The following is a 22,315-nucleotide window of genomic DNA, read 5'->3' on the forward strand; positions in this document are numbered from 1 at the left end:
TGTGTTCTCCACCTCACGTCGGGCGCGCCCCGAAAGGGGCGCGCTTCCCCCCCGGTCCCCGACAGCCCGGTGTGGAACGCCTCAAGGATAGTCGTCCCCCCTTCGCGGTCTAGCGAACCGTCCGGTCTCGTCACGAGAAAACGCCTCCGCGTGACCGGATCGCAACCTCCAGGGCGCCGCGTACGGTCGCTGCGCCGGTTTCACCCAGTGCTTCCGAGATCGACGACGCCGCCCACGCCAGCGGCAGCAACCCCAGAGCCTCGGCATCGACTCGCACCGATCGTGCGTCGACTGCCGCCGCGCCGTGGTCGCCGGCCACGAGGCGCGCTGCGCACAGGACGAGGCGGGACTTGATGCGGTGGCGATCCGAGGCGAACGCCTGCGACGCGTCGACAGCGCGCGATGCCGCGGACAGAGCGGACGGTCCGTCGCCGCGCGCCATGGCCACCTCGGCCCGGACCCACCACACCCGCAGCGCAACGCGCCGATGGCCGGGGTTCTGGTTCAGGACGTCCTCGGCGCGGGACAACAACGCATCGGCACGCGATGTCCGGTGCGGTCCGATCGAATCGGCGGCGAGACCGACCAACGCGTCCACGACCGCATCGACCGCGCGGGGTTGCAGTGCACCTCGGCCTAAGCCGCTCTCCCGCAGAGCGACCCCGTCGCGGACGGACGCCGCGTCGTGACGCCCCAACTGACGCAGGAGCGACCCCTCGAGGCTCGAGGACAGTGAGCGGACGATCGGGTCGGGGTCCGACCGAAGTGCGCGGGCACCGGTGAACGCCGCCGAATACCACCCCCGAGCTCCTGCCTCGACGGCGCCGGACCATGCCGCGACGGACGTCGGATCGGTCGATCGGGCACTCGATGTCGGCACGCGAAACAGAATAGTCTCCGGCAGTTTCCCGCGAATTTACACAGCGATTGTCACGACATTTGCCGGTGCCATGTGACCGGCCGTTGTCCGCGTCGTGACGGCCGTGTTACGTACCTGCCACACGGGCTCGAAACCAGAGAAAAATGTCGCCCGAGTTAAATAATCCCTGCTCGGACTATGGATCACACCACGAATCGAGGCTGTTGACGGCTATTCCGGGCTCGCTCTACGGTTGCGACAGATCGTGAACGGCACCAAGGAAATTCACGACCGCGCGTGAGAGTACTAGGAGTACACAATGCCCCAGCCCAATCACCTCCCCGGACCCAATGCCGATATCTGGGATTGGCAGATGCACGGCACGTGCCGTGGAGTCGACTCGTCGATGTTCTTCCATCCTGATGGTGAACGAGGTCGAGCCCGCGCGCAACGCGAAATGAAAGCCAAGGAGATGTGCCGCGCCTGCCCCGTGCTCGCACAATGCCGCAGCCACGCGCTCGCGGTCAGCGAGCCCTACGGAATCTGGGGCGGGATGTCGGAGACCGAACGCGAAGTTCTGGCCCGCCGCAACCGCCGCCGACTCGCCTCCTGATCTCTCCCCAGCGCGACCGACCACCCACACCACCGACAGAGGCCCCACCGGACGATCTCCGGTGGGGCCTCTGTCGTGTGATTCACCGGCCGTCAGGGGCCGGGGGTACAGCGGTCAGTGGCTGTGACCGTGTCCCTGTGCGTCGGCGTCGACCTCTTCGGGCTTGTCGACGACGGTCGACTCGGTCGTCAGGATCATCTTCGCCACGGACGCGGCGTTGACCACGGCGGAGCGAGTGACCTTGACCGGGTCGATGACACCGTCGGCGACGAGGTTGCCGTAGGTGAGCGTCGCGGCATTGAACCCGGTGTCGTCGTCGGCTTCGACGAGCTTGCCCACGACGACGGAACCGTCGACGCCGGCATTGGTGGCGATCCAGAACATCGGCGCGCGGAGTGCGAGGCGCACGGCCTCGACACCGATCGCCTCGTCGCCCGTCAGTCCGAGGTGATCCTTCAGTCCACGGCTGGCGTGCACGAGTGCGGCGCCACCGCCGGAGACGATGCCTTCCTCGACGGCTGCCTTGGCTGCATTGACCGCATCCTCGACACGGAACTTGCGTTCCTTGAGATCGGTCTCGGTAGCAGCACCGACCTTGATGACCGCGACTCCGCCGGCGAGCTTGGCGAGGCGCTCCTCGAGCTTCTCACGGTCCCAGTCGGAGTCCGTCGCCTCGATCTCGCGGCGGAGCTGACCGACGCGATCGGCGATGGCGTCGGCGGTGCCGGCACCCTCGACAATGGTGGTCTCGTCCTTGCTGACAACGACGCGTCGCGCGCTGCCGAGCAGATCGAGGCCTGCGTCCTTGAGCGAGAGTCCGATGTCCGCGTTGATGACCGTGGCGCCGGTGACGATGGCGAGGTCCTCGAGGAACGCCTTGCGGCGGTCACCGAAGAACGGCGCCTTCACGGCGACGGCCTTGACGGTCTTGCGGATCGAGTTGACGACCAGCGTGGAGAGCGCTTCGCCCTCGATGTCCTCGGCGATGATGAGGACGGGCTTGCCCGACTCGGCGATCTTCTCGAGCAGGGGAAGGAAGTCCGGCAGCGAGCTGATCTTGTCGCGGTAGAGCAGGATCTGCGCGTCGTCGAGGACGGCTTCCTGGCTGTCGACGTCCGTGACGAAGTACGGCGAGAGGTAGCCCTTGTCGAACTGGACGCCCTCGGTGATGACGAGCTCGGAGACCAGCGAGCTGGACTCCTCGACCGTGACGACACCGTCGGTGCCGACGCGGGTGAGCGCTTCGCCGACCATCTGGCCGATGACCTCGTCGCGCGAGGACACCGTGGCGACCTGCGCGATGGACTTCTCGCCCTCGACCGGAACGGCAGCGGCGAGCAGTGCCTCGGAGACGTGCTCGACGGCCTTGGTGATGCCGACGCCGAGTGCGATGGGGTTGGCACCGGCCGCGACGTTCTTCAAGCCCTGCTTGACCAGTGCCTGAGCGAGAACGGTCGCGGTGGTCGTGCCGTCACCGGCCACGTCGTTGGTCTTGGTGGCGACGCTCTTCACCAGCTGGGCGCCGAGGTTCTCGAAGGGATCCTCGAGGTCGATCTCACGGGCGATGGAGACGCCGTCGTTCGTGACCGTCGGGCCACCGAACGCCTTCGCCAGCACCACGTGGCGACCGCGGGGTCCCAGGGTGACCTTGACAGCGTCGGCGAGCTTGTCGACGCCTCGTTCGAGGCTGCGTCGTGCGACCTCGTTGAATTCGATTTGCTTGGACATGTGGCTTTCAGGCTCCTAGGAGTACGACGTAACGCATTCCGCCCCGGGTCCTGGGGAACCGGACACCGGGGCGGAGAGCGTGGGGCTTACTTGGAGATGACTGCCAGCACGTCGCGTGCGGACAGGATCAGGTACTCCTCGCCGGCGTACTTGATCTCGGTGCCGCCGTACTTGCTGTAGATGACGGTGTCACCCTCTTTGACGTCGACAGGGATGCGATTTCCCTTGTCGGTCACGCGGCCTTCACCCACGGCAACCACGGTGCCCTCCTGGGGCTTCTCCTTGGCTGTATCGGGGATGACCAGGCCGGAGGCGGTCGTCGTCTCGGCCTCGACGGCCTGGACGAGGATCTTGTCCTCGAGCGGCTTGATGTTCACGCCTGCCACGATGAGCCCTCCACTTTCACGATTGTCGGTCCGAGGCTGGTCCCCGGAACGCCTTGTTGCTGTAGTTCAGGTAGTTCGTGACTCCGGCCGCCGATGCCCCGTCGTCGCGGGTGCCGGGCCATCGATATCCGGTGTCGACTAGCACTCTATACACGCGAGTGCCAGCACTCAACCTTCACGAGTGCACAGTTTTCCGGCGCGGTTCCTCGGCCATCGCCTCGCGGACGATCGGCGCGACCTCGCGGCCCAGAAGTTCGATCGAGAGTTGCGCCTCCTCCACCACTTCCCGTAGGCGGCGGCCGTGCCCACCCACGGTGGCGACACCGCCCTCCGGGTAGGTCTCGGCGAACGTCGTGATGCCGATCTCGAAGGTCGAGGACACGGTGCCACACCCCTTTCCAAGAAATTTCACCTGGCGTTCCCGCACAGGTGACGACGGGTTGTTCACGTTCTCGGTGAGGGGGACCAGAACGCGATGCGCACTATTTCCGGCCAAGTTCGGTAACATTCGCATAACGGCACGTTCACGGAGCACGAGGAGAGGGGGTTCGGCGCATGCACGACAGCACTGTCACGATCGGAGTATCGGCAGGTTCGGAAGTAGTCTGCTGCGCCGTCCTCACCACGGCGGCCGACGGTACCGAGTCCTTCGACTACCGCACCGTGACCGCAGAGGGGTCACGCACCGACACCGGCGACCTGGTCGCCACGTCGATCGAGCTGGCGTCGGAGCACCTCGTCCGCGCCGACGACACGAGGTCGACCAGCCGTCACGGTCGCACCGCGGTCGCCCGTCGCACCGAGAGCACCACGCGATCCATCCTGTCCGCCGCGCGTCGCCGCGACCTCGCGATCACGTCCGACGCGTTGGTCACCGACACCGACGCAGCGCTGTGCTGGCTGCGACACACCGGCGAGGTGGCCAGGTACCGCACCGTGCTGATCGCCGACGTGGGAGCCTCGGGAACGTCGATCAGCGTCGTCGACCAGGTCGACGGCACCGTTCTGGCCTCCGAGCGGACCGACGAGGTCGGAGGTCGCGTATTCGACGACCGTCTGCAGGACGCCGTCGCCGGTCGGCTGCCGTCCGTGTCGCCCACCGACCGCGTCCTTGTCGCTGCACGTCTGCGGACGGCCAAGGAACAGTTGTCCTTCCACGAGTCCGTGACGGTCGATCTCCCGGACGGCGAGACACTCACCGTGACCCGCGCCGAGCTTCTCGACGCCCTCGCCGAGCCGCTGGCCACGTTGCGGGCCGTCGTGACCCGTGTCGTCGAGAGCGCCGTGGATCGACCCGATGCAGTGGCTGTCGTCGGTGGCGGCGCCTTCGTTCCGTCCGTCACCGAAGCCATCACCTCTGCTGCGCAGGTAGCGAACGTCGGAACGTCGGAACCCGACGCGGCGGTGGCCAAGGGTGCCGCACTGCTCGCCCGAGCGTTCGACCACGACATCGCGCCCGCGATGCAGTCGACACCGACATCGCTGTCGTCGAGCCTGCGAACCGTCGGCCTGCTGGCCGCGGCCTGCGCGGCCATGGCGGTAGTGCTGGCATACGGCGTCCAGGCCCTGACCCCGTCCAGTGACACGGATGTCACGACCGTCGCCACGTCCACCGTTCCGACCGATACTGCAGACACGTCGGCCGAACGACCGGACACCGCCTCGGCGGCGCCCCCGGAACTGACCGGAGGGTGGGACGACCCTGCTCCGGAGCCCGAGCGGCAGGCCGTCACACCGTGGCCCACCACGGACTACACCTACACCGCGCCCGCCGTGACCCCGACCCCGGCATATCCGCAGCGTACAGCCGTGACGACCCCGGATCCCGTGGTTCCCGAACAGTCCACGACGCCCCGGACGCCGACGCCACAACCGTCGACGTCCCAGTCCGCGACGCCGACGACCCCGAGTCTGCGACCCGCGCCGGATCTCCCGATCATCGTGCTGCCGGATTTCCCGGACCTGCCGCCGTGGTGGGCGGACCTGCCGGGAGTCGGCCCTGCGCCCTCCGCCCCGACCGAGCCGCCGGTCACGCCGGCGCCTGTCCCCGGCATCACGACGCCGGCTCCGCCGGTCTCGTCGGAACCGGCCGTTCCCGTCTCCTGACGGACCGTCAGCGCACCTGACTGACGGATACCGGGAGTCCCGGGTCGGTCGCCACGGTCAGCGGCGACGGTTCCGCGCCGGCTGCCGCGAGGTGCGCACCCAGTGTCGCGATCATGACTCCGTTGTCGGTGCAGCGCTGCGGAGTCGGCACGCGCAGCGTCACCCCGGCTGCGGCGCAGCGTTCCTCGGCCAACGACCTGATCCGCGAGTTCGCTGTGGCCCCACCGCCGAGAACCAACGTGTCGATGTCCCGATCCTTCAGTGCGCGGATCGCCTTCATCGTCAGGACGTCCGCGACAGCTTCCTGGAAGGACGCCGCCACGTCGGCGACCACGACCGGGCGGCCGGCGCGCTCCGCGGACTCGACGTAACGCGCTACCGCCGTCTTGAGACCGGAGAAGGAGAAGTCGTACCGGGAATCGCGGGGTCCCGTCATCCCTCGGGGGAACGCGACCGCCGCCGGATCGCCCTCGCGCGCGAGCGTGTCGAGCACCGGTCCGCCGGGGTAGCCGAGCCCCAACAACCTGGCCACCTTGTCGAAGGCCTCGCCTGCCGCGTCGTCCACCGTGCTTCCCAGTTCGACGATGGGTTCCGCCAGCGACGACACCTCGAGAAGGTGCGTGTGTCCGCCGGAGACGAGAAGGGCGACGCACTCCGGCATCGGGCCGTGCTCGAGGGTGTCGACGGCAACGTGCCCGCCGAGATGATTGACCGCGTAGAACGGCACGTTCCATGCTGCCGCATAGGCTTTCGCCGCCGCGACACCGACCAGCAGTGCGCCGGCGAGCCCGGGTCCGATGGTGACGGCCACGGCATCGGGGCGACGGATCCCGGCCGCGGACAACGCACGCCGCATGGTCGGGACCATCGCTTCGAGATGGGCGCGCGACGCGATCTCGGGAACCACACCGCCGAAGCGGGCGTGCTGATCGACGCTCGACGCCACCTCGTCGGCAAGCAGCTCGCACGTCCCCGATCCCGACGAGTCTCCGCTGTAGCGGACGATGCCGACACCTGTCTCGTCGCAGGAACTTTCGATGCCCATGACGATCACGGGTGTCCACCTTTCACTTCGTCCGCCGCGGCGGGTCGTGTCATCGTGTAGGCGTCCGCGCCGCTGGGCTGGTAGTACCGGCGCCGCGTGCCGACCACGGCGAAGCCTGCGCGCGTGTACATCTCGATCGCCGGATCGTTGTCCGTGCGTACTTCGAGGAACACCGGGCCACCGTGCCGGTCGGCTTCGGCCAGCATCGCACCGAGCAGAGCCCCACCGATTCCGCGTCGTTGACGGTCCGGATCCACGCCGATCGTGTGCACCTCCGATTCGGCACCGGAACCGTTGCCCAGCAGGGCGATACCGGCATATCCCGCAACGGTTCCGTCCCCGTCCCGCACCACGAAGTACCGCACGTGCGGCGCCCGTAGCTCGTCCACGAACGCCGACGCGGGCCACGGCCCGTCACCGGGAAACAGGATGATCTCGAGCTCGGCGCAGCGCTCGGCGTCCTCTGCCCGCATGGGCTCGACCGCAACGGTCACGGAGTCCCGGCCGGAGTTCGGTCCGCGGTCGCGACCGCGTCGGGACGACGGAGGTATTGCGGGGTCGGCTCGGCGGGCACATCACCGCGGAGCAGGGCCGCGGCCGCGACGGCCACCAACGCCTCCGGGGCCGGAGACTCGACGGGCTCCACCGGGAGGTCGACGATGTCGACGTGCGACGCGGATCCGGCCACCACCTGCGACTCCCCCACCACGATGTCCGACGGACTGCTGACGAACGGTCCGGCGATCCGATCGGCGCCGCGGAAGCGCGCCCAGTACACCTCTTTACGACGCGCATCGGTCACGACCAGCACCTCCCTGTCGCCGGGGACTGCAGCGGCGATGGCGTCGAGGCTGCCGACACCGTGCACCGGGATTCCCAGCGCGTCGGCGAACGCCGCACCGGTAGCCATTCCGACGCGGAGACCGGTGAACGGGCCGGGGCCGGTGCCGACGACGACCGCGTCCAGGTCGTCCGCTCCGATCCCGGCTTCCGCCAGGCATTCGAGGATCTGCGGGGTGAGTACCTCGGCGTGCGCGCGTGCGTTCACGGTGATGCGAGTGGCCAGTGGACGCGGGCCGGCGTCGTCGAGTCGGACGACTCCGGCCGTGACGGCGGGTGTCGAGGTGTCGACGGCAAGTATCAGCACGGATGTCGAGATTACTCCGCGTCAGACTGACGGTGCGCGGACCCATTCCCAGGAGGCGGTACGGACGTCGGATTCGGGTTCGCGGCGCAACCGCACCAGCAGGTGGCGATCGGTCAGGGTCTCCGCGATGCCCTCGCCCCATTCCACGACCACGACGGAGTCGGTCAGCTCGGTGTCCAGGTCGAGCGCGTCCAGCTCGTCCATGGCCGACGCCCCCGTTCCGAGCCCCAGCCGGTAGGCGTCGACATGGACCAGTCCGGGTCCCGTGTCGTGACCCGGTCGGTGGGTACGGGCGATCATGAACGTCGGTGAGCTGACGCGTCCGACGACACCCAGGCCACGCGCGAGGCCCTTGGTCAAGGTGGTCTTGCCGGCACCGAGGGGGCCGTCGAGAACGACGACGTCTCCGGCGACCAGTTCGTGCGCGAGGGCCTCGCCGAGGCGCTCGGTGTCCTCCGCGGTCTCGAGAACGGTGTCAGCCAACGGTTCGCCTCGTCGGCCGCGCCTGGATCTGCCCGTCCGTCGCCCGCTGCACCAGCCGATCGACAGCGTCGTTCACCTCGTCCGGGAATTCCAGCTGCACCAGGTGCCCGGCACGCCGTACCCGCACCATCTCCGCGTGCGGCAGCAGGTCGGCGAGCTCGAGCGACTTGTCGTACGGGATCACCCAGTCGTCGTCCCCGCACAGCACCAGTGCAGCGACATCCGCGATGGCCGGCAGGGCGTCGAGTTCGTCGTGCAGTTCGAGTGCCTTCAGGAAGTTCACCATCGTCACCACCGACGTGTCGTGGGTCATCTGCTCCGCGAAGGCGACCAGCGCCGGGCTGACCTCGGTGCCGAACGACGCGGCCCGCAACACCGGCGCGATGATCGACCGCACCACACCCCGGCCGACCTGCACGGCGCCGGGCGCGGTGCGCACGATGGTGCGGAACGCGTCGACGGCAGGGTTCTGCAGGTTCCGTCCGAGGCCGCTGTGCGCGAGCCCTGCCGCGGTCGTCGACATCAAGCCGACCCCGACGACGCGCTCGGCGATGGACTCCGGGAACTGCCGACACGCGGCGAGGACGGCCATGCCGCCCATCGAGTGCCCCACCAGGACCAGGGGTCCGTTCGGCACGACGGACCGGATGACGTCGGCCAGATCCACGCCGAGACGGCCGATGTCGCATTCGTCGGGCGAGACGTCACCGGAGCGCCCGTGACCGCGCTGGTCGTAGAACACCATCCGGACGTCGTCGCCCCACCGCCGGGCCAGTTCGCGGCGCTGGTAATGCCAGCACTGCATCCGGAGGCAATATCCGTGGACGAAGACGACGGTCACGGGAGCCGTCACCGGCCCTACTTCGCGAACGGCGAGCGGCACACCGTCACCGGTCGCGACCACGCATCCTCGATCGGCGTCCATCGCCTCGAAGTCTTCACGCCGACAGGAATCCGCCGCCACCGGGACGACCCGTCGGCGAACCGCGGCAATTCCCGCCACCGCCGCCACGGCCGCGATACTTGCTGCGCCACCGGCAATTCCGGCTATCTTCGCGGTGATCATCCGACGCCTCCGACGACAGTGCGCTCGACACGGCCGCGGATCCCGGTGATCACCTCGTAGTTGATGGTGCCCAGGGTCTCGGCCCAGTCCTGCGCCGTGGGCTCGCCGTGATCGCCGGGGCCGAAGAAGTAGGCGGTGTCACCCTCGGCGACGTCGGGACGACCGGGCCCCAGATCGACGAGCACCTGGTCCATGCAGACACGTCCCACCGCGGGGCGACGACGCCCGTTGATCGACACCTCGTAGCGATTCTTCAGCGCACGCGTGATGCCGTCCGCGTATCCGACGGGGAGCAGCGCCACCGTCGTGTCCCTCGGCGCGATCCACTCGTGGCCGTAGGACACACCCTCGCCCGCCGCGACCTGCTTCAGCAGAATCACGGTGGCGCGCAACGTCATCGCGGGCCGGAGTCCGAAGTCACCGAGATCAGGCGTCGGCGACAGGCCGAACATCGCGATCCCTGGTCGCACCGCCTCGTAGGCCATGTCGGGGCGCGTCAGCACCGCCGCCGAGTTGGCGATGTGCCGCTGTCGGGGCGCCACACCCGCGCGCGTCATGACCTCGACGGCGGCGTCGAAGCGGCGCTTCTGTCGATCGTTGACGGGATCCCCCGGGACATCCGCGGATACCAGGTGGGAGAACATCCCGTGGACATCCACTGCGCCGCTGCGCGTTTCGCGGACCAGAGCGGCGACGGTCGCGTCCAGCTCGTCCGCACTCACACCGTTGCGGTTCATGCCGGTGTCGACCTTGAGCGACACCACGGCGGCTCTCCCCACCGAGCGGGCGGCGTCGGCAACCTCGAGAACCTGCCGGGGCGACGAGACGCCGATGCCGATGTCCGCCTCGATCGCCGCAGTGAAATCGGTTCCGGGTGCGTGCAGCCAACACAGCACGGGAGCCGTGAGGCCGCCGGCGCGCAGCGCGAGGGCTTCGCGAACGGTGGCGACACCCAGCTCTCGCGCACCCGCTGCCAGCGCCGCGCGCGCGACCGGGACGGCGCCGTGGTTGTACCCGTCGGCCTTCACGATGGCCATGACGGCCGCGTCGCCCGCATGCTCGACGAGAATCCGGGTGTTGTGCGCGATGGCGTCCAGGTCGATCAGCGCTTCGGCCTGGGGTCGACGCGCCGGAGCGGCTGCGCGAGTCGACCCGGCTGCTACCTCCTGCGCGCTGTTCATCGGCGTCATTCTGCCATTGCCGACACGTCGCGACGTGCACTGCCGTCCGTCACACGCTCGCGCGCAGACTCCCCACGGCGTCCCGGAGTGCCCGCAACAGCGGCGACGCGGACACCGGTGCACCCACCCGTCGATCGTCGTCCGTGGCCGCGAGCAGTGCCGCGCGCGAGTGTGCACGGGCTCCCAGTGCTGCAGCTGTGCGGCTCGGCAGTCCGGCCGCGAGCAGGGCGCCGATCATGCCGGACAGAACATCTCCCGAGCCCGCCGTCGACGACCACGAGGAGCCGGCGTCGTCGACCGTGACAGCGCCGTCCGGGTCGGCGATCACCGTGGCTTGCCCCTTCAACAGGACGGTCACCCCGCGGCGCGATGCGAGGTCGCGCACGGATGCGACTCGATCGGGACCCGGCGCCGAGCCCGTCAACCTCTCGAACTCCCCGGCGTGAGGGGTCAGCACGGTCGGCGCCTCTCGGCCAGTCAGCAGATCCGGCCGACGCGCGAGCACCGTCAGGCCGTCCGCATCCACCAGGACGGGCACGTCCGACTGCAGGACGGTCCGGAGCCTGCCCTCCGCGTCGTCGTCGGTGCCGAATCCGGGCCCGACCACCCACGCCTGCACCCGACCGGCGTCGTCGAGGTCGCGGGCAGTCACGACTTCCGGATAGTGGTGCAACACCTCCGCGCCGCCGGTTCCGACGTACCGCACCATGCCCGACGTCGCGGCCACGGCAGCGCCGGTGCACAGCACCCCGGCCCCCGGGTACTTCTCGCTTCCCGCCAGAATCCCGGTGACCCCCTGCGAGTACTTGTCGTCCGTGGGTCCGGGAACCGGCCACAGCCGTCCCACCTCGTCGTCCTCGAAGGATCCGAGAGTCGACTCACCCATGCCCGATCCCGTGTCCGCCGACCAGAGGTCTACGAGATGCAGCCGCCCGCACCACGCGCCGGCCAGCACGTGCACGGGTTTCCAGGCACCGAACGCCACCGTGACGTCGGCACGCACGGCAGGGCCGTCGACCGCGCCGGTGTCCGGGTCGACCCCCGACGGCAGGTCGGCGGCCACCACGGGTGCGTCGATCTGCGAGACGACTCGCGCGGCCTCCGGCCGCAGCGATCCCCGAGCCGACAGGCCGACGATTCCGTCCACGACGAGATCGGGTGTCCCGACCTGCGTGACGACGCGTCCCCCCGCCGCTCGGAAGGCAGCCAGTCCGGCGGCATGAGCGCGATGCGGATCCAGGAGCAGAGCCTGCACCTGCGCGCCCCGACGGCGGAGCTCGGCGCCGGCGAACAAGACGTCGCCGCCGTTGTCACCCGACCCGATCAGAAGAAGCACACGACGTCCGAAGACACCGCCTTCGCGTGACCGCAGCTCGCGGGCGACCACCACGGCCAGCCCATGGGCCGCCTTCCTCATGGCGGCGTACGGCGGCAGCGCGGCGATCAGCGGCGCTTCGGCGGCCCGGACCTCGTCGGCGGTGTGGAAGTACTGCATGCGATCCACGGTAGCGCCGACCGGCCACGATTCCCCGCAGGTCTACCGTGGGATTCATGGCTCGCCTGACAACACTCGCGGCGACGATCGGAGTCACTGCCGCACTGGCACTGTCGCTCACGTCGTGCACCGAGGACGCTCCCACCGCCGAACGACCGACCGGACCGAACGTGGTGACCGTCGCCGCGATGGCCTACTCCCCCGCGAGCGTCACCATCTCTCCCGGCGACACGGTCACGTGGTTCTTCGACGACACCGGCGTCGCGCACAACGTGGTCGGCATCGATGCGGCGTCGCGGTTGCTGCACAGCCCGATGATCTCGTCGGGTCAGTTCAGCCAGACGTTCGACGACCCCGGGACCTATCCGTACTTCTGCTCGGTGCACCCGAACATGACGGGCACCGTCATCGTCAAGTAGTCGTCTACTCGACGGTGACGGACTTCGCCAGGTTGCGAGGCTTGTCGACGTCGTAACCGCGCGCCTGAGCCACCTCCGCAGCGAAGACCTGCAGCGGCACCGTCGACAACAACGGCTGCAGCAGTGACGGCGCCGCCGGGATCTCGATGAGGTGGTCGGCGAACGGACGCACTGTCTCGTCGCCCTCCTCGGCGATCACGACGGTGCGGGCGCCGCGGGCCTGGATCTCGCGGATGTTGCTGAGCATCTTCGAGTGCAGCACCGCTCGGCCCTTCGGAGACGGCATCACGATGATCACCGGAAGACCGTCCTCGATCAGCGCGATCGGACCGTGCTTGAGCTCACCCGCAGCGAAGCCCTCGGCGTGCATGTACGCGAGTTCCTTGAGCTTGAGCGCACCTTCGAGCGCCACCGGGTATCCCACGTGGCGTCCGAGGAACAGCACCGTCGGCGACGACGCCAGTTCGCGGGCGAGCGCACGCACCGGCTCGACCGTCTCGAGAACCTTCTGCACCAATGCGGGCATGGCCTCGAGATCGGCGTACTCACGCGCGACCTCGTCGGGGTACTTGGTCCCGCGCGCCTGAGCGAGAGCCAGACCGACGAGGTAGTTCGCGGTCACCTGCGCGAGGAAGGCCTTCGTCGACGCGACACCGATCTCCGGTCCCGCACGCGTGTAGAGAACTGCGTCGGCCTCACGCGGGATCTGCGATCCGTTGGTGTTGCACACCGCGAGAACGCGGGCCTTCTGCTCCTTCGCGTGCCGCACCGCCTCCAACGTGTCGGCGGTTTCGCCGGACTGCGAGATGGCGACCACCAGCGTCGAGCGATCCAGAACGGGATCGCGGTAGCGGAACTCGCTGGCCAGCTCGACCTCGACGGGCAGACGCGTCCAGTGCTCGATGGCGTACTTGGCCAGGAGTCCGGAGTGGTACGCACTGCCACAGGCGACAACGAACACCTTGTCGACGTCGCGCAGTTCCTGATCGGACAACCGCTGCTCGTCGAGCACGATGCGTCCGTCGGTGAAGTGGCCGAGGAGCGTGTCCGCGACGGCCGCCGGCTGCTCCTGGATCTCCTTGAGCATGAAGTAGTCGTGACCGCCCTTCTCGGCGGCGGCGAGGTCCCAGTCGATCCGGAACGGGCGGCCCTGCGCCGGCGTCCCGTCGAAGTTCATGACGTCGTAGCCGTCGGCGGTGATGACCACCACCTGGTCCTGTCCCAGTTCGACGGCGTCCCGGGTGTGCTCGATGAAGGCTGCGACGTCGGAGCCGACGAACATCTCACCGTCACCGACACCGACGACCAACGGTGTGGAGCGACGCGCGGCGACAATGGTTCCAGGGTGATCGACGTGGGTGAACACCAACGTGAAGGCGCCCTCGAGTCGCTGCAGAACCGACAGTGCGCTCTGCACGAAGTCGCCTGCGGTGGGGCCGGCGTCGTACGCGGCGGCGACGAGATGGACGGCGACCTCGGTGTCGGTGTCCGACTCGAACTCGACGCCGGCGTTCTCGAGCTCGGCCCGCAGCGGTCCGAAGTTCTCGATGATGCCGTTGTGAACCACGGCGACACGGTTCGCGCGGTCGCGATGCGGGTGTGCGTTGCGGTCCGTCGGACGCCCGTGGGTGGCCCACCGCGTGTGGCCGATTCCGCTGGTTCCGACAAAGGTGTCGCGGCCCAGATCGTCCAGTTCGGCCTCGAGATTGGCCAGTTTTCCGGCCTTGCGTTCCACCGTCATGCCACCCGCGCCGTCCAGAACGGCGATGCCCGCGGAGTCGTATCCGCGGTACTCCATCCGGCGCAGCGCCTCCACCACCACCGGCAGCGCTCGACGATGTCCGACGTACCCGACGATTCCGCACATGGGACGACAGCCTACTTCGGGACGGACCGTGCCCCTGCCGCCCGGCCGGTCGACTACGGTCAGTGCTGTGCCGAAGACGCAGAAGCTGGTCGCCGACCTCACCAAGACCGGTCCTCATCGCGTGTTGCGCGGTGATCTCGCACTCGCCGGGCTCCCGGGTGTGATCTACACACCGAGTGAAGGCTCGGGCCTGCCCGCCGTCGCATTCGGCCACGGGTGGATGACCGGCTCGGTGCATTACGAGTCGACACTCAGGCACCTCGCATCGTGGGGCATCGTCGTCGTGGCGCCCGACACGCAGCGCGGACCGGTTCCGTCGCACAGCGCACTGGCTCACGATCTGCTGGTCTCGCTCGACGTGTGCACCGGAATCCGCCTCGGCACCGGCGACATCAGCGTGAACCCGTCGAAGCTCGGATTGGTCGGACACTCCATGGGTGCCGGCGCGGCCGTCATCGCGGCGTCTCGCCGCCCCGACATCGCCGCGCTGGGCGCTCTGTACCCCGCTCCGACCTCGCCGCGCGCCTTGTCGCCGGACATCGCCGGTCGCGTGACGGCCCCCGCGCTCGTCCTCGGCAGCCCCTCCGAGCTGAACTCGCTGACCGCGGAGCCGGTCGCGCTGGCCGACGCCCTGGCCGGACAGACCTTGCTGCGCATCATCGACAAGTCCGAAGGCGACGGCATCGTCGAGGGTCGCAAGCTCCTGAGCTTCCTCGGCGTCGGCAATGCGCAGCCGAAGACGCGAAAATCGGTGCGCGCACTGCTCACCGGGTTCCTGCTGCACCGACTCGAAGGTGACGACACCTACAAGGACTTCTCCGATCCCGATGCCGTGATCAAGGGCACCGAGGTCGTCGACCCCGATGCCCCCACCGCGGATGCCCCCAAGAAGGTCAGCGCGCTACGTCAGCTCAGCCACCTCGCCGGTCGCTGAACCCGGTCGTCGCGCGGGGCGTCGTCGCCGGCAGCGGGTTCCTTCGCCGACCTGAGGAAGGTGCCGGGGCGTCGCCCGTCCGGCGTCGCTGCGACCTCTGCGCGGCGACGCGTCCGCTCGTCGGCCTCCGCCAGTCGTTCGCGGACTCGACGCGTCGCCACTCGGTGATCGGCGACGATCGCCTCGATGATGTCGGCACTGTTGCGCGCGTTCACAGCGGCCCCGCCTCGGCGGCCTCGGGCTGAGCCAGCTCGTCGGCCAGCGCGGCCTCACCACCCGAGGCGGTCGGCGGCTCGGGAAGCGGACCGGCCGACCACGGTTCCAGCTCCGGTGGCGCACAGTCGGCCCCGGCATCCGCGACCGCAGGTGGTTCCGTACTCGGCTCGGCGCTCATCGGCGGCTCCGGTGTCACCGTGTCGGGGGTCGGCCCCTCTCCTGTCTCCGCCGGGGCGTCGACTGGGGCTTCGGGTGTGTCGGTATCGGGTGCGGTGTCCAGCGTTTCGGTCGCGGGCGCGTCGGAACCGGGTGCTTCAGTAACGGGCGCATCGGGGTCGAGGAGGCGGATGTCGAGGGCCCCGTCACCGGTCAGTGCCACCCGTATCCCCTGTCCCTGCCACTCGGCCTCCAGATGTCCGAGTTCACCGGCTGCTGTCGCCGGTGCAGATGGCGGACCGTCCTCAGGACAGCCCGGCGGGACCATGGCCGTCGGAAGTGTCGGCGGCGCCGATGAACTTACCGACGAGTCGTCGCTGGATACGAGCGCCGAGACGACGCCACGCACGAGATCGCCCAACGGATCGGAAGCCGGAGATCCCGTAGCTGCAGGGGCACCGAGCACAGGATCGGCTTCGACGGGCGCGGCGGGTGGCTGGGGCGCGGCAGCCGCAGGGCCGGTCCCTGCCGGCTCTTGCTCGTCGACTGTGTTTGTCGGGCAACCACAGTCGACCGGACCGATGATTCCGGCGCCGGTCGGGTAGGGCTCGGTGTTCACATCACCCAGGGCAGCTGTCAGGGCCGCGTAGATCTCCGTCACGGCGGTGTCGGTGGCCGTACACATCTGGTCGAACGCGGCGATGCGTTCCGTCACCGCGGGCACGAAGACGGTGTCCAGCCACGCCCGGCACTGCGCGGCAACCGGCTCGACGATGCGGCTCTGAACTTCGCCCGGCGAGGTCGCTCCCAGGAGTTCGGCTGACAAGGTGGGAAACAGCGACGAGAGAAGCCCGAGGGTGTCCGTTGCACCCTCGACGTGACCGCCGGCGCCCGCGACGGTCGCCGCGACCAGTGCCGCGTCTCGCCCACCGACCTCCGGGCTCCAGAAATGCGCGGTGGTGATCGATTTGTCCTCGACCACCGATCTCAGCCCTGCCGACGCTGTATCCATCGCCGACGCCACGGCGTCGAGAAGGTCGACGTCGGCTGCGGACCTGGCCGACTGCCGACCCAACAGGTCCAGCGCTGCGTCGGAGGCACTGCCCGACCACGCATGCCCCAGCTGGGTGGCCGCGTCCGTGTGACGGCCGGCCTGGGTACGCGCATCCGCAGCCGCCGCACGCACCAGGTCGGCGTCGGACTGCAACAGGTCCGCGTCGAGACCCCGCTGCTCGTCGTACCGCGCGCACAGGGCTGCGTGGGAGGTGGGCACAGTAGCTCCGCTCGCTACGGCGAGTGGGACGAACACCTCGAAGAACCGCAATCCGACGGCCCCCGCATCGAGGAGCTCCTCCACCGTGAGTGCGGTCGGCGACGGCGCCGTCATCTCACGCCCCGAGGCAGGGAGCCGGCGGTGGAGGTGTCCGTCGATACGGATGCGGCGACTGCCGATCGGATCGACGACGACGTCTCCGTCGTCGCCTGCGACCACGCACGCAGTGCGCCCGACAGGTGCCCCAGGCCTGTCGCGAGGTCGGCCGCCGACGATCGGTAGTTCCGACCGGCCGTATCCGGACCGAATGCGCGGCCGTCCAGGCGATCGGCACACCGTGCCACCTCGTCGGACGAGCGCTCGAGCTCCGATGCGGCCTCCCCTGCGGCCCGCGCGTCCAGTGTTGTGTCCGTACTCATCGCCCACCCCCTCCAGCTGTGCTCCCTCTCTTGGACGCACGGGTCGAGTGGGCAGTTCCCTCCGAACAGCGGCCCTCACCACAGTGGACGCCGACCGGACGGTAACGTCCGATTCCACAGGCGAGTAACACACACCTCTAACCCCAGGGAGACTCATGCGAATCGGGATGCAGCTGAACTATTCGGGCGGCTTCAGCGAAACGGTCGAGGAGGTCGGCGCACTCGAGAATGCAGGAATGGACATCGTCTTCGTTCCGGAGGCGTACTCGTTCGACGCAGTCAGCCAGATCGGCTTCCTCGCAGCCAAGACGTCCACGATCCAGCTGGCGTCGGGCATCTTCCAGATCTACACCCGCACCCCGTCGCTGCTGGCCATGACCGCGGCCGGCCTGGACTACGTGTCGGGTGGCCGGTTCGTGATGGGCATCGGAGCCTCCGGCCCCCAGGTCATCGAGGGATTCCACGGCGTGAAGTACGACGCCCCGCTGGGCCGCACCCGCGAGATCATCGAGATCTGCCGCCAGGTGTGGCGCCGCGAGAAGGTGCAGTTCGAGGGCAAGTACTACCAGATCCCGCTGCCCGCCGATCAGGGCACCGGGCTCGGCAAGCCGCTCAAGCTCATCAATCACCCTGTGCGCGCGGAGATTCCGATCGTCATCGCCTCCCTCGGCCCGAAGAATGTCGCGCTGACCGCTGAACTGGCGCAGGGCTGGGAGCCCATTTTCTTCCACCCGGAGAAGGCCGAGTCCGTGTGGGGCGAGTCCCTCGCCGCCGGCAGGGCGAAGCGCGATCCGTCGCTCGGTGATCTAGACGTCTTCGCAAGCCCGGTCGTGGCGATCGGCGACGACGCCGATCAGTATCTGCCCTTCATCAAGCCTCAGCTCTCGCTGTACATCGGCGGCATGGGCGCCAAGGGCAAGAACTTCTACAACGACCTCGCCGTTCGCTACGGCTACGAGGAAGAGGCGGAGAAGATCCAGGACCTGTACCTGGCGGGCAAGAAGGACGAGGCCACCGCTGCCGTGCCCGACGAGTTGGTGCGCGCGATCTCGCTGATCGGCACCGAGAGCTACGTCAAGGAACGCCTGGCGGCATTCGACGCGGCCGGTGTCACCACCCTGAACATCCACCCCATCGCTGCCGACACCGCGGGTCGCGTGTCGCAGGTCGAGCAGCTCAAGGCTCTGATCGGCTGATGCGTCAGACTGCGCCGACCACGTCCGCGATGTGGTCGGCCAGTCGACGCGCCGTCTCGGCCGTACCGGCTTCCACCATCACCCGCACCAGCTGTTCGGTGCCCGAGGGGCGCAGCAACACGCGGCCGTCCTGCCCCAGTTCGTCCTGTGCGATTCTGACGGCGTCCACGACGGCGCCTGCGGTCGTCGATGCCGACTTGTCGACGACGGGCACGTTGACGAGTACCTGAGGCAACGTGCGCATGACGGACGCCAGCTCCGTCAGAGACCGCCCCGTCTCCGCCATCCGGGCCATGATCTGCAGGCCGGTCAGGACCCCGTCGCCCGTGGTTCCGAAGGCCGGAAGCACGATGTGTCCGGACTGCTCTCCGCCCAGTCCGTACTGACCTGCTCGCAATTCCTCCAGGACGTAGCGATCGCCGACTGCGGTGGTGCGCAGCGTGATTCCTGCCTCGCGCATCGCGATGTGCAGTCCCAGATTGCTCATGACGGTGGCCACGAGTGTGTCAGCGGGCAAGTCACCGGCGTCCTTCATCGCGAGCGCGAGAATCGCCATGATCGCGTCGCCGTCCACGACGGCTCCGGAGGCGTCGACGGCGAGACACCGGTCGGCGTCGCCGTCGTGTGCGAGACCGAGATCGGCGCCGTGCTCGGCGACAGCCTTCTGCAGGACGTCGAGGTGGGTGGACCCGCACCCGTCGTTGATGTTGAGGCCGTTCGGGTCGGCGTTGATGGCGATCACCGTGGCTCCGGCGGCCCGATAGGCATCGGGGGCTGCGGTGGACGCGGCACCGTGCGCGCAGTCGACGACGACGGTGATGCCGTCGAGGCGTCGGGTGACGATCTTGGCGAGGTGGTCCTCGTAGCGGGACAACGCATCGGGGGCGGTACGCACGCGTCCGATGGCGGCCCCGACGGGCCCTCCCGGAGGCGCATCGAGGAGCGCCTCGATGCGGTCTTCCTGGGCGTCGTCCAGCTTGTGGCCGCCGGCGGCGAAGAACTTGATGCCGTTGTCCGGCATGGCGTTGTGGGACGCGGAGATCATGACGCCGAGTGCGGCGTCGTACGCGTCGGTGAGATAGGCCAGGGCGGGAGTGGGCACGACCCCGACGGTCAGGACGTCGACTCCGGCGGAGGACAGTCCCGCGACGATGGCGGCTTCCAGCATCTCGCCGCTGGCGCGTGGATCGCGACCCACGACCGCTACGGGCCTCGTGGGAGTGTCGTCGGCGTTGTCACCGAGAACAGTTGCGGCAGCGCGGCCGAGCCGCAGTGCGAGGTCCGCGGTCACCTCCTCGTTGGCCAGTCCCCGAACCCCGTCGGTTCCGAACAAGCGAGTCATGACGCGTACCTCTTTCGAGCGGTGGTGCAGATGCAGGTGACACGAAGCAGGCGCCCGCGGCGGTCCTCACGACCGGCCGGAGCGCCTGCTTCGGAACAGAAGAGCTGGTATCAGCGCTTCGAGTACTGCGATGCCTTACGGGCCTTCTTCAGGCCGTACTTCTTGCGCTCCACGGCACGCGGGTCACGCGTGAGGAAGCCGGCCTTCTTGAGGGCGGGGCGATCGTCCGGGGTGACCTCGATGAGGGCACGGGCGATGGCCAGACGCAGCGCGCCGGCCTGTCCGGACGGGCCGCCACCGTGCAGGAGGGCGGTGATGTCGAAACCGTCAGCGCGCTCGACGGTGACGAACGGAGACTTGATGAGCTGCTGGTGCACCTTGTTGGGGAAGTAATCCTCGAGGGTGCGTCCGTTGAGCTTGAAGTCACCGGAACCGGGGGTCATGCGGACGCGGACGACGGCTTCCTTACGACGACCGACCGTGGTGACGGGGCGGTCGATGTAGATGGCCGGACGTGCTGCGGCTTCGATGTCGGCAACGACCTCGGGCTCCTCGACGGAGACGAACTCGTCGGCGATCTCGACGGTCTCGGCCGGGACGTTCTCCTCGGCCGTTTCGGTCACGACGTTCTCTTCGGGCGCGGTCACTGGGACACCTGCTTGATCTCGTACGGAACGGGCTGCTGAGCCGTGTGGGGGTGATCGGGGCCTGCGTAGACCTTGAGCTTGCCGGCGATGGCGTTGCCCAGCTTGGTCTTGGGGATCATGCCCTTGATGGCCTTCTCCACGACGCGGTCGGGGTTCTTGTCCAGAACCTCACCGATGCTGCGCGCGCGGAGGCCACCCGGGAAGCCCGAGTGGTGGTAATGGAACTTGTCGGTACGCTTGTTGCCGCTGATCGCGACCTTCTCAGCGTTGATGACGATGACGAAGTCTCCGCCGTCGAGGTTGGGTGAATAGGTGGGCTTGTGCTTGCCGCGCAGCAAAGTTGCTGCCTGGACGGCAAGGCGGCCGAGAACGACGTCGGTGGCGTCGATCACGTGCCAGGTCCGGGTGATATCCCCGGCCTTTTGGCTGTACGTGGACACAGAACTTCCTTGTCTCATCGCTGATGGTGCTGGCCAGGCGCGTGGTCGGCATCCTCGGCGGCCAGTGGAGACCCGAGGTACCGGTATCGGTCGAACGTGACGACTCGATGTACCGAACGCCAACGGTGTACCTTACCGGCCCACGTACTGGCAGGTCAAAACCCCTAGGTCGAACCTCGAACAGTCACCGCCGACGAGAGGTGCAGTCGATGCACCGCCGCGCCGTCGGCAGCGCGTCCAGCCGCGCCTCCGCGATGGCTGCCCCGCACACTTCGCACACCCCGTACGTTCCCCGCTCGACGCGCAGCTCGGCGTCGTCGAGCTCGCGGAGTTCGTCGCGAGCTTCCCGCGACATGGACGCGATGGCGGCGCGCTCGAAGGCGATGGTCGAGCCCTCGGGGTCGTGTTCGTCGTCGTCGGTGGTCCACCGGGATCCCTCGACGATGGTCTGATGCTGACGCGCGAGAGAGACGATGCGCGCCTCGGTCGCGGCGCGTTCGGCTGCGACACGCGAGCGTGCACGTGCCTTGTCGGCGGGCTGGGCGTACGGCGGATCGGTCATGTCGACATCCATCATCCTCCGAACGCAGGACGTAGCGGAGAACCGGACACCCCCCACACCCCGGTTCCCCGCCACGCCCTCCTTCACGTCAGGCGAACATCCCCCGATTGGCCGCCTCACGAGCCTGCATGTCGGCATTGCCCTGGCCGACCGCACGTCCTACCGATTCGAGGACCTGGTTCAGCTCGAGCGCCGCCGAGTCCCACTGCCTCTGCTTGTCCTGATAGGACTCCGACGCCGCACCTTCCCAGTCCGCGACGAGCGGCGAGATCACGTGACGCAACTCGTCCAGCTTGCTGTTCAGCGTGGCCTGCTTCGCGTTGATCTGGCCGGTGACCTGATCGATCGCTCCGAATACGTACCTCATGGTCATAGATCCTTTCCGTCGATCGTGTGGGTCGGTCAGAGGTTGAGTGATCCGCCGGCGGCGGTCACCGAACGCGTGTTGTCGTCGTCCGCCGCGCCGTACGCCGTTCCGCTGGACTTGATGGCGTCTCCGATTGAGCCGAGAGCGAGTTGGAGCTTGTTCGCGCTGGCGTCCCAGCTGTTCATCACACTCTGGAACGCGACTGCGGCAGCTCCCTCCCAACTGCCTCCCACTGATTGGACGTCACCACGCAGTTGATCGAGCAGTGACTTGATCTCGAGCGTGAGCTGGTCGACCTTCCCGGCGGTGACCTGCATCGTCTCGACGGTGGTCTTCATCTGCGACATGTTCTTCGATACCCCCTCGAT

The 22,315-nt window shown here is 68.4% G+C and carries 26 protein-coding genes; 5 read left to right on the forward strand and 21 right to left on the reverse strand.

Annotation, left to right across the window (positions count from 1 at the left end; translation table 11 throughout):
- Nucleotides 1–130: 130 nt before the first annotated feature.
- Nucleotides 131–880, reverse strand: coding sequence for a hypothetical protein (locus tag RU01_RS11235; protein WP_052493240.1), 750 nt, complete (start codon nt 878–880; stop codon nt 131–133).
- Between the two features lie 298 nt (nt 881–1,178).
- On the opposite strand from RU01_RS11235, the gene RU01_RS11240 reads away from it, so the two are divergent.
- Nucleotides 1,179–1,472, forward strand: a complete 294-nt coding sequence (locus RU01_RS11240) for a WhiB family transcriptional regulator (protein ID WP_042574652.1) — start codon at nt 1,179–1,181, stop codon at nt 1,470–1,472.
- A gap of 114 nt (nt 1,473–1,586) precedes the next feature.
- Here RU01_RS11240 and groL read toward each other — a convergent pair whose 3' ends face one another.
- The 3 genes from groL to RU01_RS23170 form a co-directional block, all read right to left on the reverse strand.
- Nucleotides 1,587–3,200: a chaperonin GroEL gene (gene groL, locus RU01_RS11245; RefSeq protein WP_042574653.1), complete on the reverse strand. Its 1,614-nt coding sequence runs from the start codon at nt 3,198–3,200 to the stop codon at nt 1,587–1,589.
- An 86-nt stretch (nt 3,201–3,286) separates the two neighbouring features.
- On the reverse strand, nt 3,287–3,586 hold the full coding sequence (groES, locus tag RU01_RS11250) for a co-chaperone GroES (RefSeq protein ID WP_027503792.1): 300 nt from the start codon (nt 3,584–3,586) through the stop codon (nt 3,287–3,289).
- 175 nt (nt 3,587–3,761) lie between these two features.
- On the reverse strand, nt 3,762–4,094 hold the full coding sequence (locus RU01_RS23170) for a hypothetical protein (protein ID WP_197074750.1): 333 nt from the start codon (nt 4,092–4,094) through the stop codon (nt 3,762–3,764).
- Nucleotides 4,095–4,141: 47 nt separating this feature from the next.
- On the opposite strand from RU01_RS23170, the gene RU01_RS11260 reads away from it, so the two are divergent.
- Nucleotides 4,142–5,692 carry an Hsp70 family protein gene (locus RU01_RS11260; RefSeq protein ID WP_042574655.1) on the forward strand — a complete coding sequence of 517 codons (1,551 nt, stop codon included), beginning with the start codon at nt 4,142–4,144 and terminating at the stop codon, nt 5,690–5,692.
- A gap of 7 nt (nt 5,693–5,699) precedes the next feature.
- Here RU01_RS11260 and tsaD read toward each other — a convergent pair whose 3' ends face one another.
- From tsaD to RU01_RS11295, 7 genes are read right to left on the reverse strand one after another with little or no spacing between them, the layout of a single operon-like run.
- A complete protein-coding gene (gene tsaD, locus RU01_RS11265; protein WP_042574656.1) occupies nt 5,700–6,746 on the reverse strand; it encodes a tRNA (adenosine(37)-N6)-threonylcarbamoyltransferase complex transferase subunit TsaD in 1,047 nt (348 codons plus the stop codon).
- The gene (rimI, locus tag RU01_RS11270; RefSeq protein WP_442970497.1) at nt 6,743–7,210 is read right to left on the reverse strand and encodes a ribosomal protein S18-alanine N-acetyltransferase; all 468 of its coding nucleotides are present in this window, start codon (nt 7,208–7,210) and stop codon (nt 6,743–6,745) included. The genes tsaD and rimI overlap by 4 nt, the downstream gene beginning before the upstream one ends.
- A gap of 17 nt (nt 7,211–7,227) precedes the next feature.
- Nucleotides 7,228–7,884 (reverse strand): tRNA (adenosine(37)-N6)-threonylcarbamoyltransferase complex dimerization subunit type 1 TsaB, encoded by a 657-nt coding sequence (gene tsaB / locus RU01_RS11275; RefSeq protein WP_042574658.1) that lies wholly within the window; start codon nt 7,882–7,884, stop codon nt 7,228–7,230.
- 21 nt (nt 7,885–7,905) lie between these two features.
- Entirely contained in the window at nt 7,906–8,367 is a 462-nt protein-coding gene (tsaE, locus tag RU01_RS11280) for a tRNA (adenosine(37)-N6)-threonylcarbamoyltransferase complex ATPase subunit type 1 TsaE (RefSeq protein ID WP_042574659.1), read from the reverse strand.
- The gene (locus RU01_RS11285) at nt 8,360–9,433 is read right to left on the reverse strand and encodes an alpha/beta fold hydrolase (RefSeq protein WP_042574660.1); all 1,074 of its coding nucleotides are present in this window, start codon (nt 9,431–9,433) and stop codon (nt 8,360–8,362) included. The genes tsaE and RU01_RS11285 overlap by 8 nt, the downstream gene beginning before the upstream one ends.
- Entirely contained in the window at nt 9,430–10,614 is a 1,185-nt protein-coding gene (alr, locus tag RU01_RS11290; protein WP_042574723.1) for an alanine racemase, read from the reverse strand. Before alr ends, RU01_RS11285 begins: the two co-directional genes overlap by 4 nt.
- A gap of 49 nt (nt 10,615–10,663) precedes the next feature.
- Nucleotides 10,664–12,109, reverse strand: coding sequence for an NAD(P)H-hydrate dehydratase (locus RU01_RS11295; protein ID WP_042574724.1), 1,446 nt, complete (start codon nt 12,107–12,109; stop codon nt 10,664–10,666).
- Nucleotides 12,110–12,165: 56 nt separating this feature from the next.
- Between RU01_RS11295 and RU01_RS11300 the strand changes: the two genes are divergently transcribed.
- A complete protein-coding gene (locus RU01_RS11300; protein ID WP_042574725.1) occupies nt 12,166–12,528 on the forward strand; it encodes a cupredoxin domain-containing protein in 363 nt (120 codons plus the stop codon).
- Between the two features lie 4 nt (nt 12,529–12,532).
- On the opposite strand, the gene glmS is transcribed toward RU01_RS11300, so the two are convergent.
- The gene (glmS, locus tag RU01_RS11305; protein ID WP_042574661.1) at nt 12,533–14,395 is read right to left on the reverse strand and encodes a glutamine--fructose-6-phosphate transaminase (isomerizing); all 1,863 of its coding nucleotides are present in this window, start codon (nt 14,393–14,395) and stop codon (nt 12,533–12,535) included.
- A 67-nt stretch (nt 14,396–14,462) separates the two neighbouring features.
- Between glmS and RU01_RS11310 the strand changes: the two genes are divergently transcribed.
- Nucleotides 14,463–15,329 carry a dienelactone hydrolase family protein gene (locus RU01_RS11310; RefSeq protein ID WP_231568678.1) on the forward strand — a complete coding sequence of 289 codons (867 nt, stop codon included), beginning with the start codon at nt 14,463–14,465 and terminating at the stop codon, nt 15,327–15,329.
- On the opposite strand, the gene RU01_RS11315 is transcribed toward RU01_RS11310, so the two are convergent.
- Genes RU01_RS11315 through RU01_RS11325 form a run of 3 tightly spaced genes read right to left on the reverse strand, consistent with a single transcriptional unit; the run spans nt 15,302 to nt 17,393 of the window.
- Nucleotides 15,302–15,544 carry a hypothetical protein gene (locus RU01_RS11315; protein ID WP_042574663.1) on the reverse strand — a complete coding sequence of 81 codons (243 nt, stop codon included), beginning with the start codon at nt 15,542–15,544 and terminating at the stop codon, nt 15,302–15,304. The genes RU01_RS11310 and RU01_RS11315 overlap by 28 nt on opposite strands.
- Nucleotides 15,541–17,193 carry a hypothetical protein gene (locus RU01_RS11320; RefSeq protein ID WP_197074751.1) on the reverse strand — a complete coding sequence of 551 codons (1,653 nt, stop codon included), beginning with the start codon at nt 17,191–17,193 and terminating at the stop codon, nt 15,541–15,543. The genes RU01_RS11315 and RU01_RS11320 overlap by 4 nt, the downstream gene beginning before the upstream one ends.
- A complete protein-coding gene (locus tag RU01_RS11325; protein WP_042574665.1) occupies nt 17,085–17,393 on the reverse strand; it encodes a hypothetical protein in 309 nt (102 codons plus the stop codon). Before RU01_RS11325 ends, RU01_RS11320 begins: the two co-directional genes overlap by 109 nt.
- 155 nt (nt 17,394–17,548) lie before the next feature.
- Here RU01_RS11325 and RU01_RS11330 point away from each other — a divergent pair, with 155 nt between their 5' ends.
- Nucleotides 17,549–18,589 carry an LLM class F420-dependent oxidoreductase gene (locus RU01_RS11330; RefSeq protein ID WP_042574666.1) on the forward strand — a complete coding sequence of 347 codons (1,041 nt, stop codon included), beginning with the start codon at nt 17,549–17,551 and terminating at the stop codon, nt 18,587–18,589.
- A gap of 4 nt (nt 18,590–18,593) precedes the next feature.
- On the opposite strand, the gene glmM is transcribed toward RU01_RS11330, so the two are convergent.
- From glmM to RU01_RS11360, 6 genes are all read right to left on the reverse strand, one after another.
- Nucleotides 18,594–19,931 carry a phosphoglucosamine mutase gene (gene glmM, locus RU01_RS11335; RefSeq protein WP_042574667.1) on the reverse strand — a complete coding sequence of 446 codons (1,338 nt, stop codon included), beginning with the start codon at nt 19,929–19,931 and terminating at the stop codon, nt 18,594–18,596.
- Between the two features lie 110 nt (nt 19,932–20,041).
- Nucleotides 20,042–20,578 carry a 30S ribosomal protein S9 gene (gene rpsI / locus RU01_RS11340; protein ID WP_052493241.1) on the reverse strand — a complete coding sequence of 179 codons (537 nt, stop codon included), beginning with the start codon at nt 20,576–20,578 and terminating at the stop codon, nt 20,042–20,044.
- Entirely contained in the window at nt 20,575–21,018 is a 444-nt protein-coding gene (gene rplM / locus RU01_RS11345; RefSeq protein WP_042574668.1) for a 50S ribosomal protein L13, read from the reverse strand. Before rplM ends, rpsI begins: the two co-directional genes overlap by 4 nt.
- Nucleotides 21,019–21,202: 184 nt before the next feature.
- Complete coding sequence (locus RU01_RS11350; RefSeq protein WP_042574727.1) at nt 21,203–21,580, reverse strand: TraR/DksA family transcriptional regulator; 378 nt, start codon at nt 21,578–21,580, stop codon at nt 21,203–21,205.
- An 88-nt stretch (nt 21,581–21,668) separates the two neighbouring features.
- The gene (locus RU01_RS11355) at nt 21,669–21,947 is read right to left on the reverse strand and encodes a WXG100 family type VII secretion target (RefSeq protein WP_052493247.1); all 279 of its coding nucleotides are present in this window, start codon (nt 21,945–21,947) and stop codon (nt 21,669–21,671) included.
- 35 nt (nt 21,948–21,982) lie between these two features.
- Nucleotides 21,983–22,285 carry a WXG100 family type VII secretion target gene (locus RU01_RS11360; protein ID WP_197074752.1) on the reverse strand — a complete coding sequence of 101 codons (303 nt, stop codon included), beginning with the start codon at nt 22,283–22,285 and terminating at the stop codon, nt 21,983–21,985.
- Nucleotides 22,286–22,315 lie beyond the last annotated feature (30 nt).

It is taken from the genome of Rhodococcus sp. MEB064, from assembly GCF_000834565.1.
GTDB lineage: Bacteria > Actinomycetota > Actinomycetes > Mycobacteriales > Mycobacteriaceae > Rhodococcoides.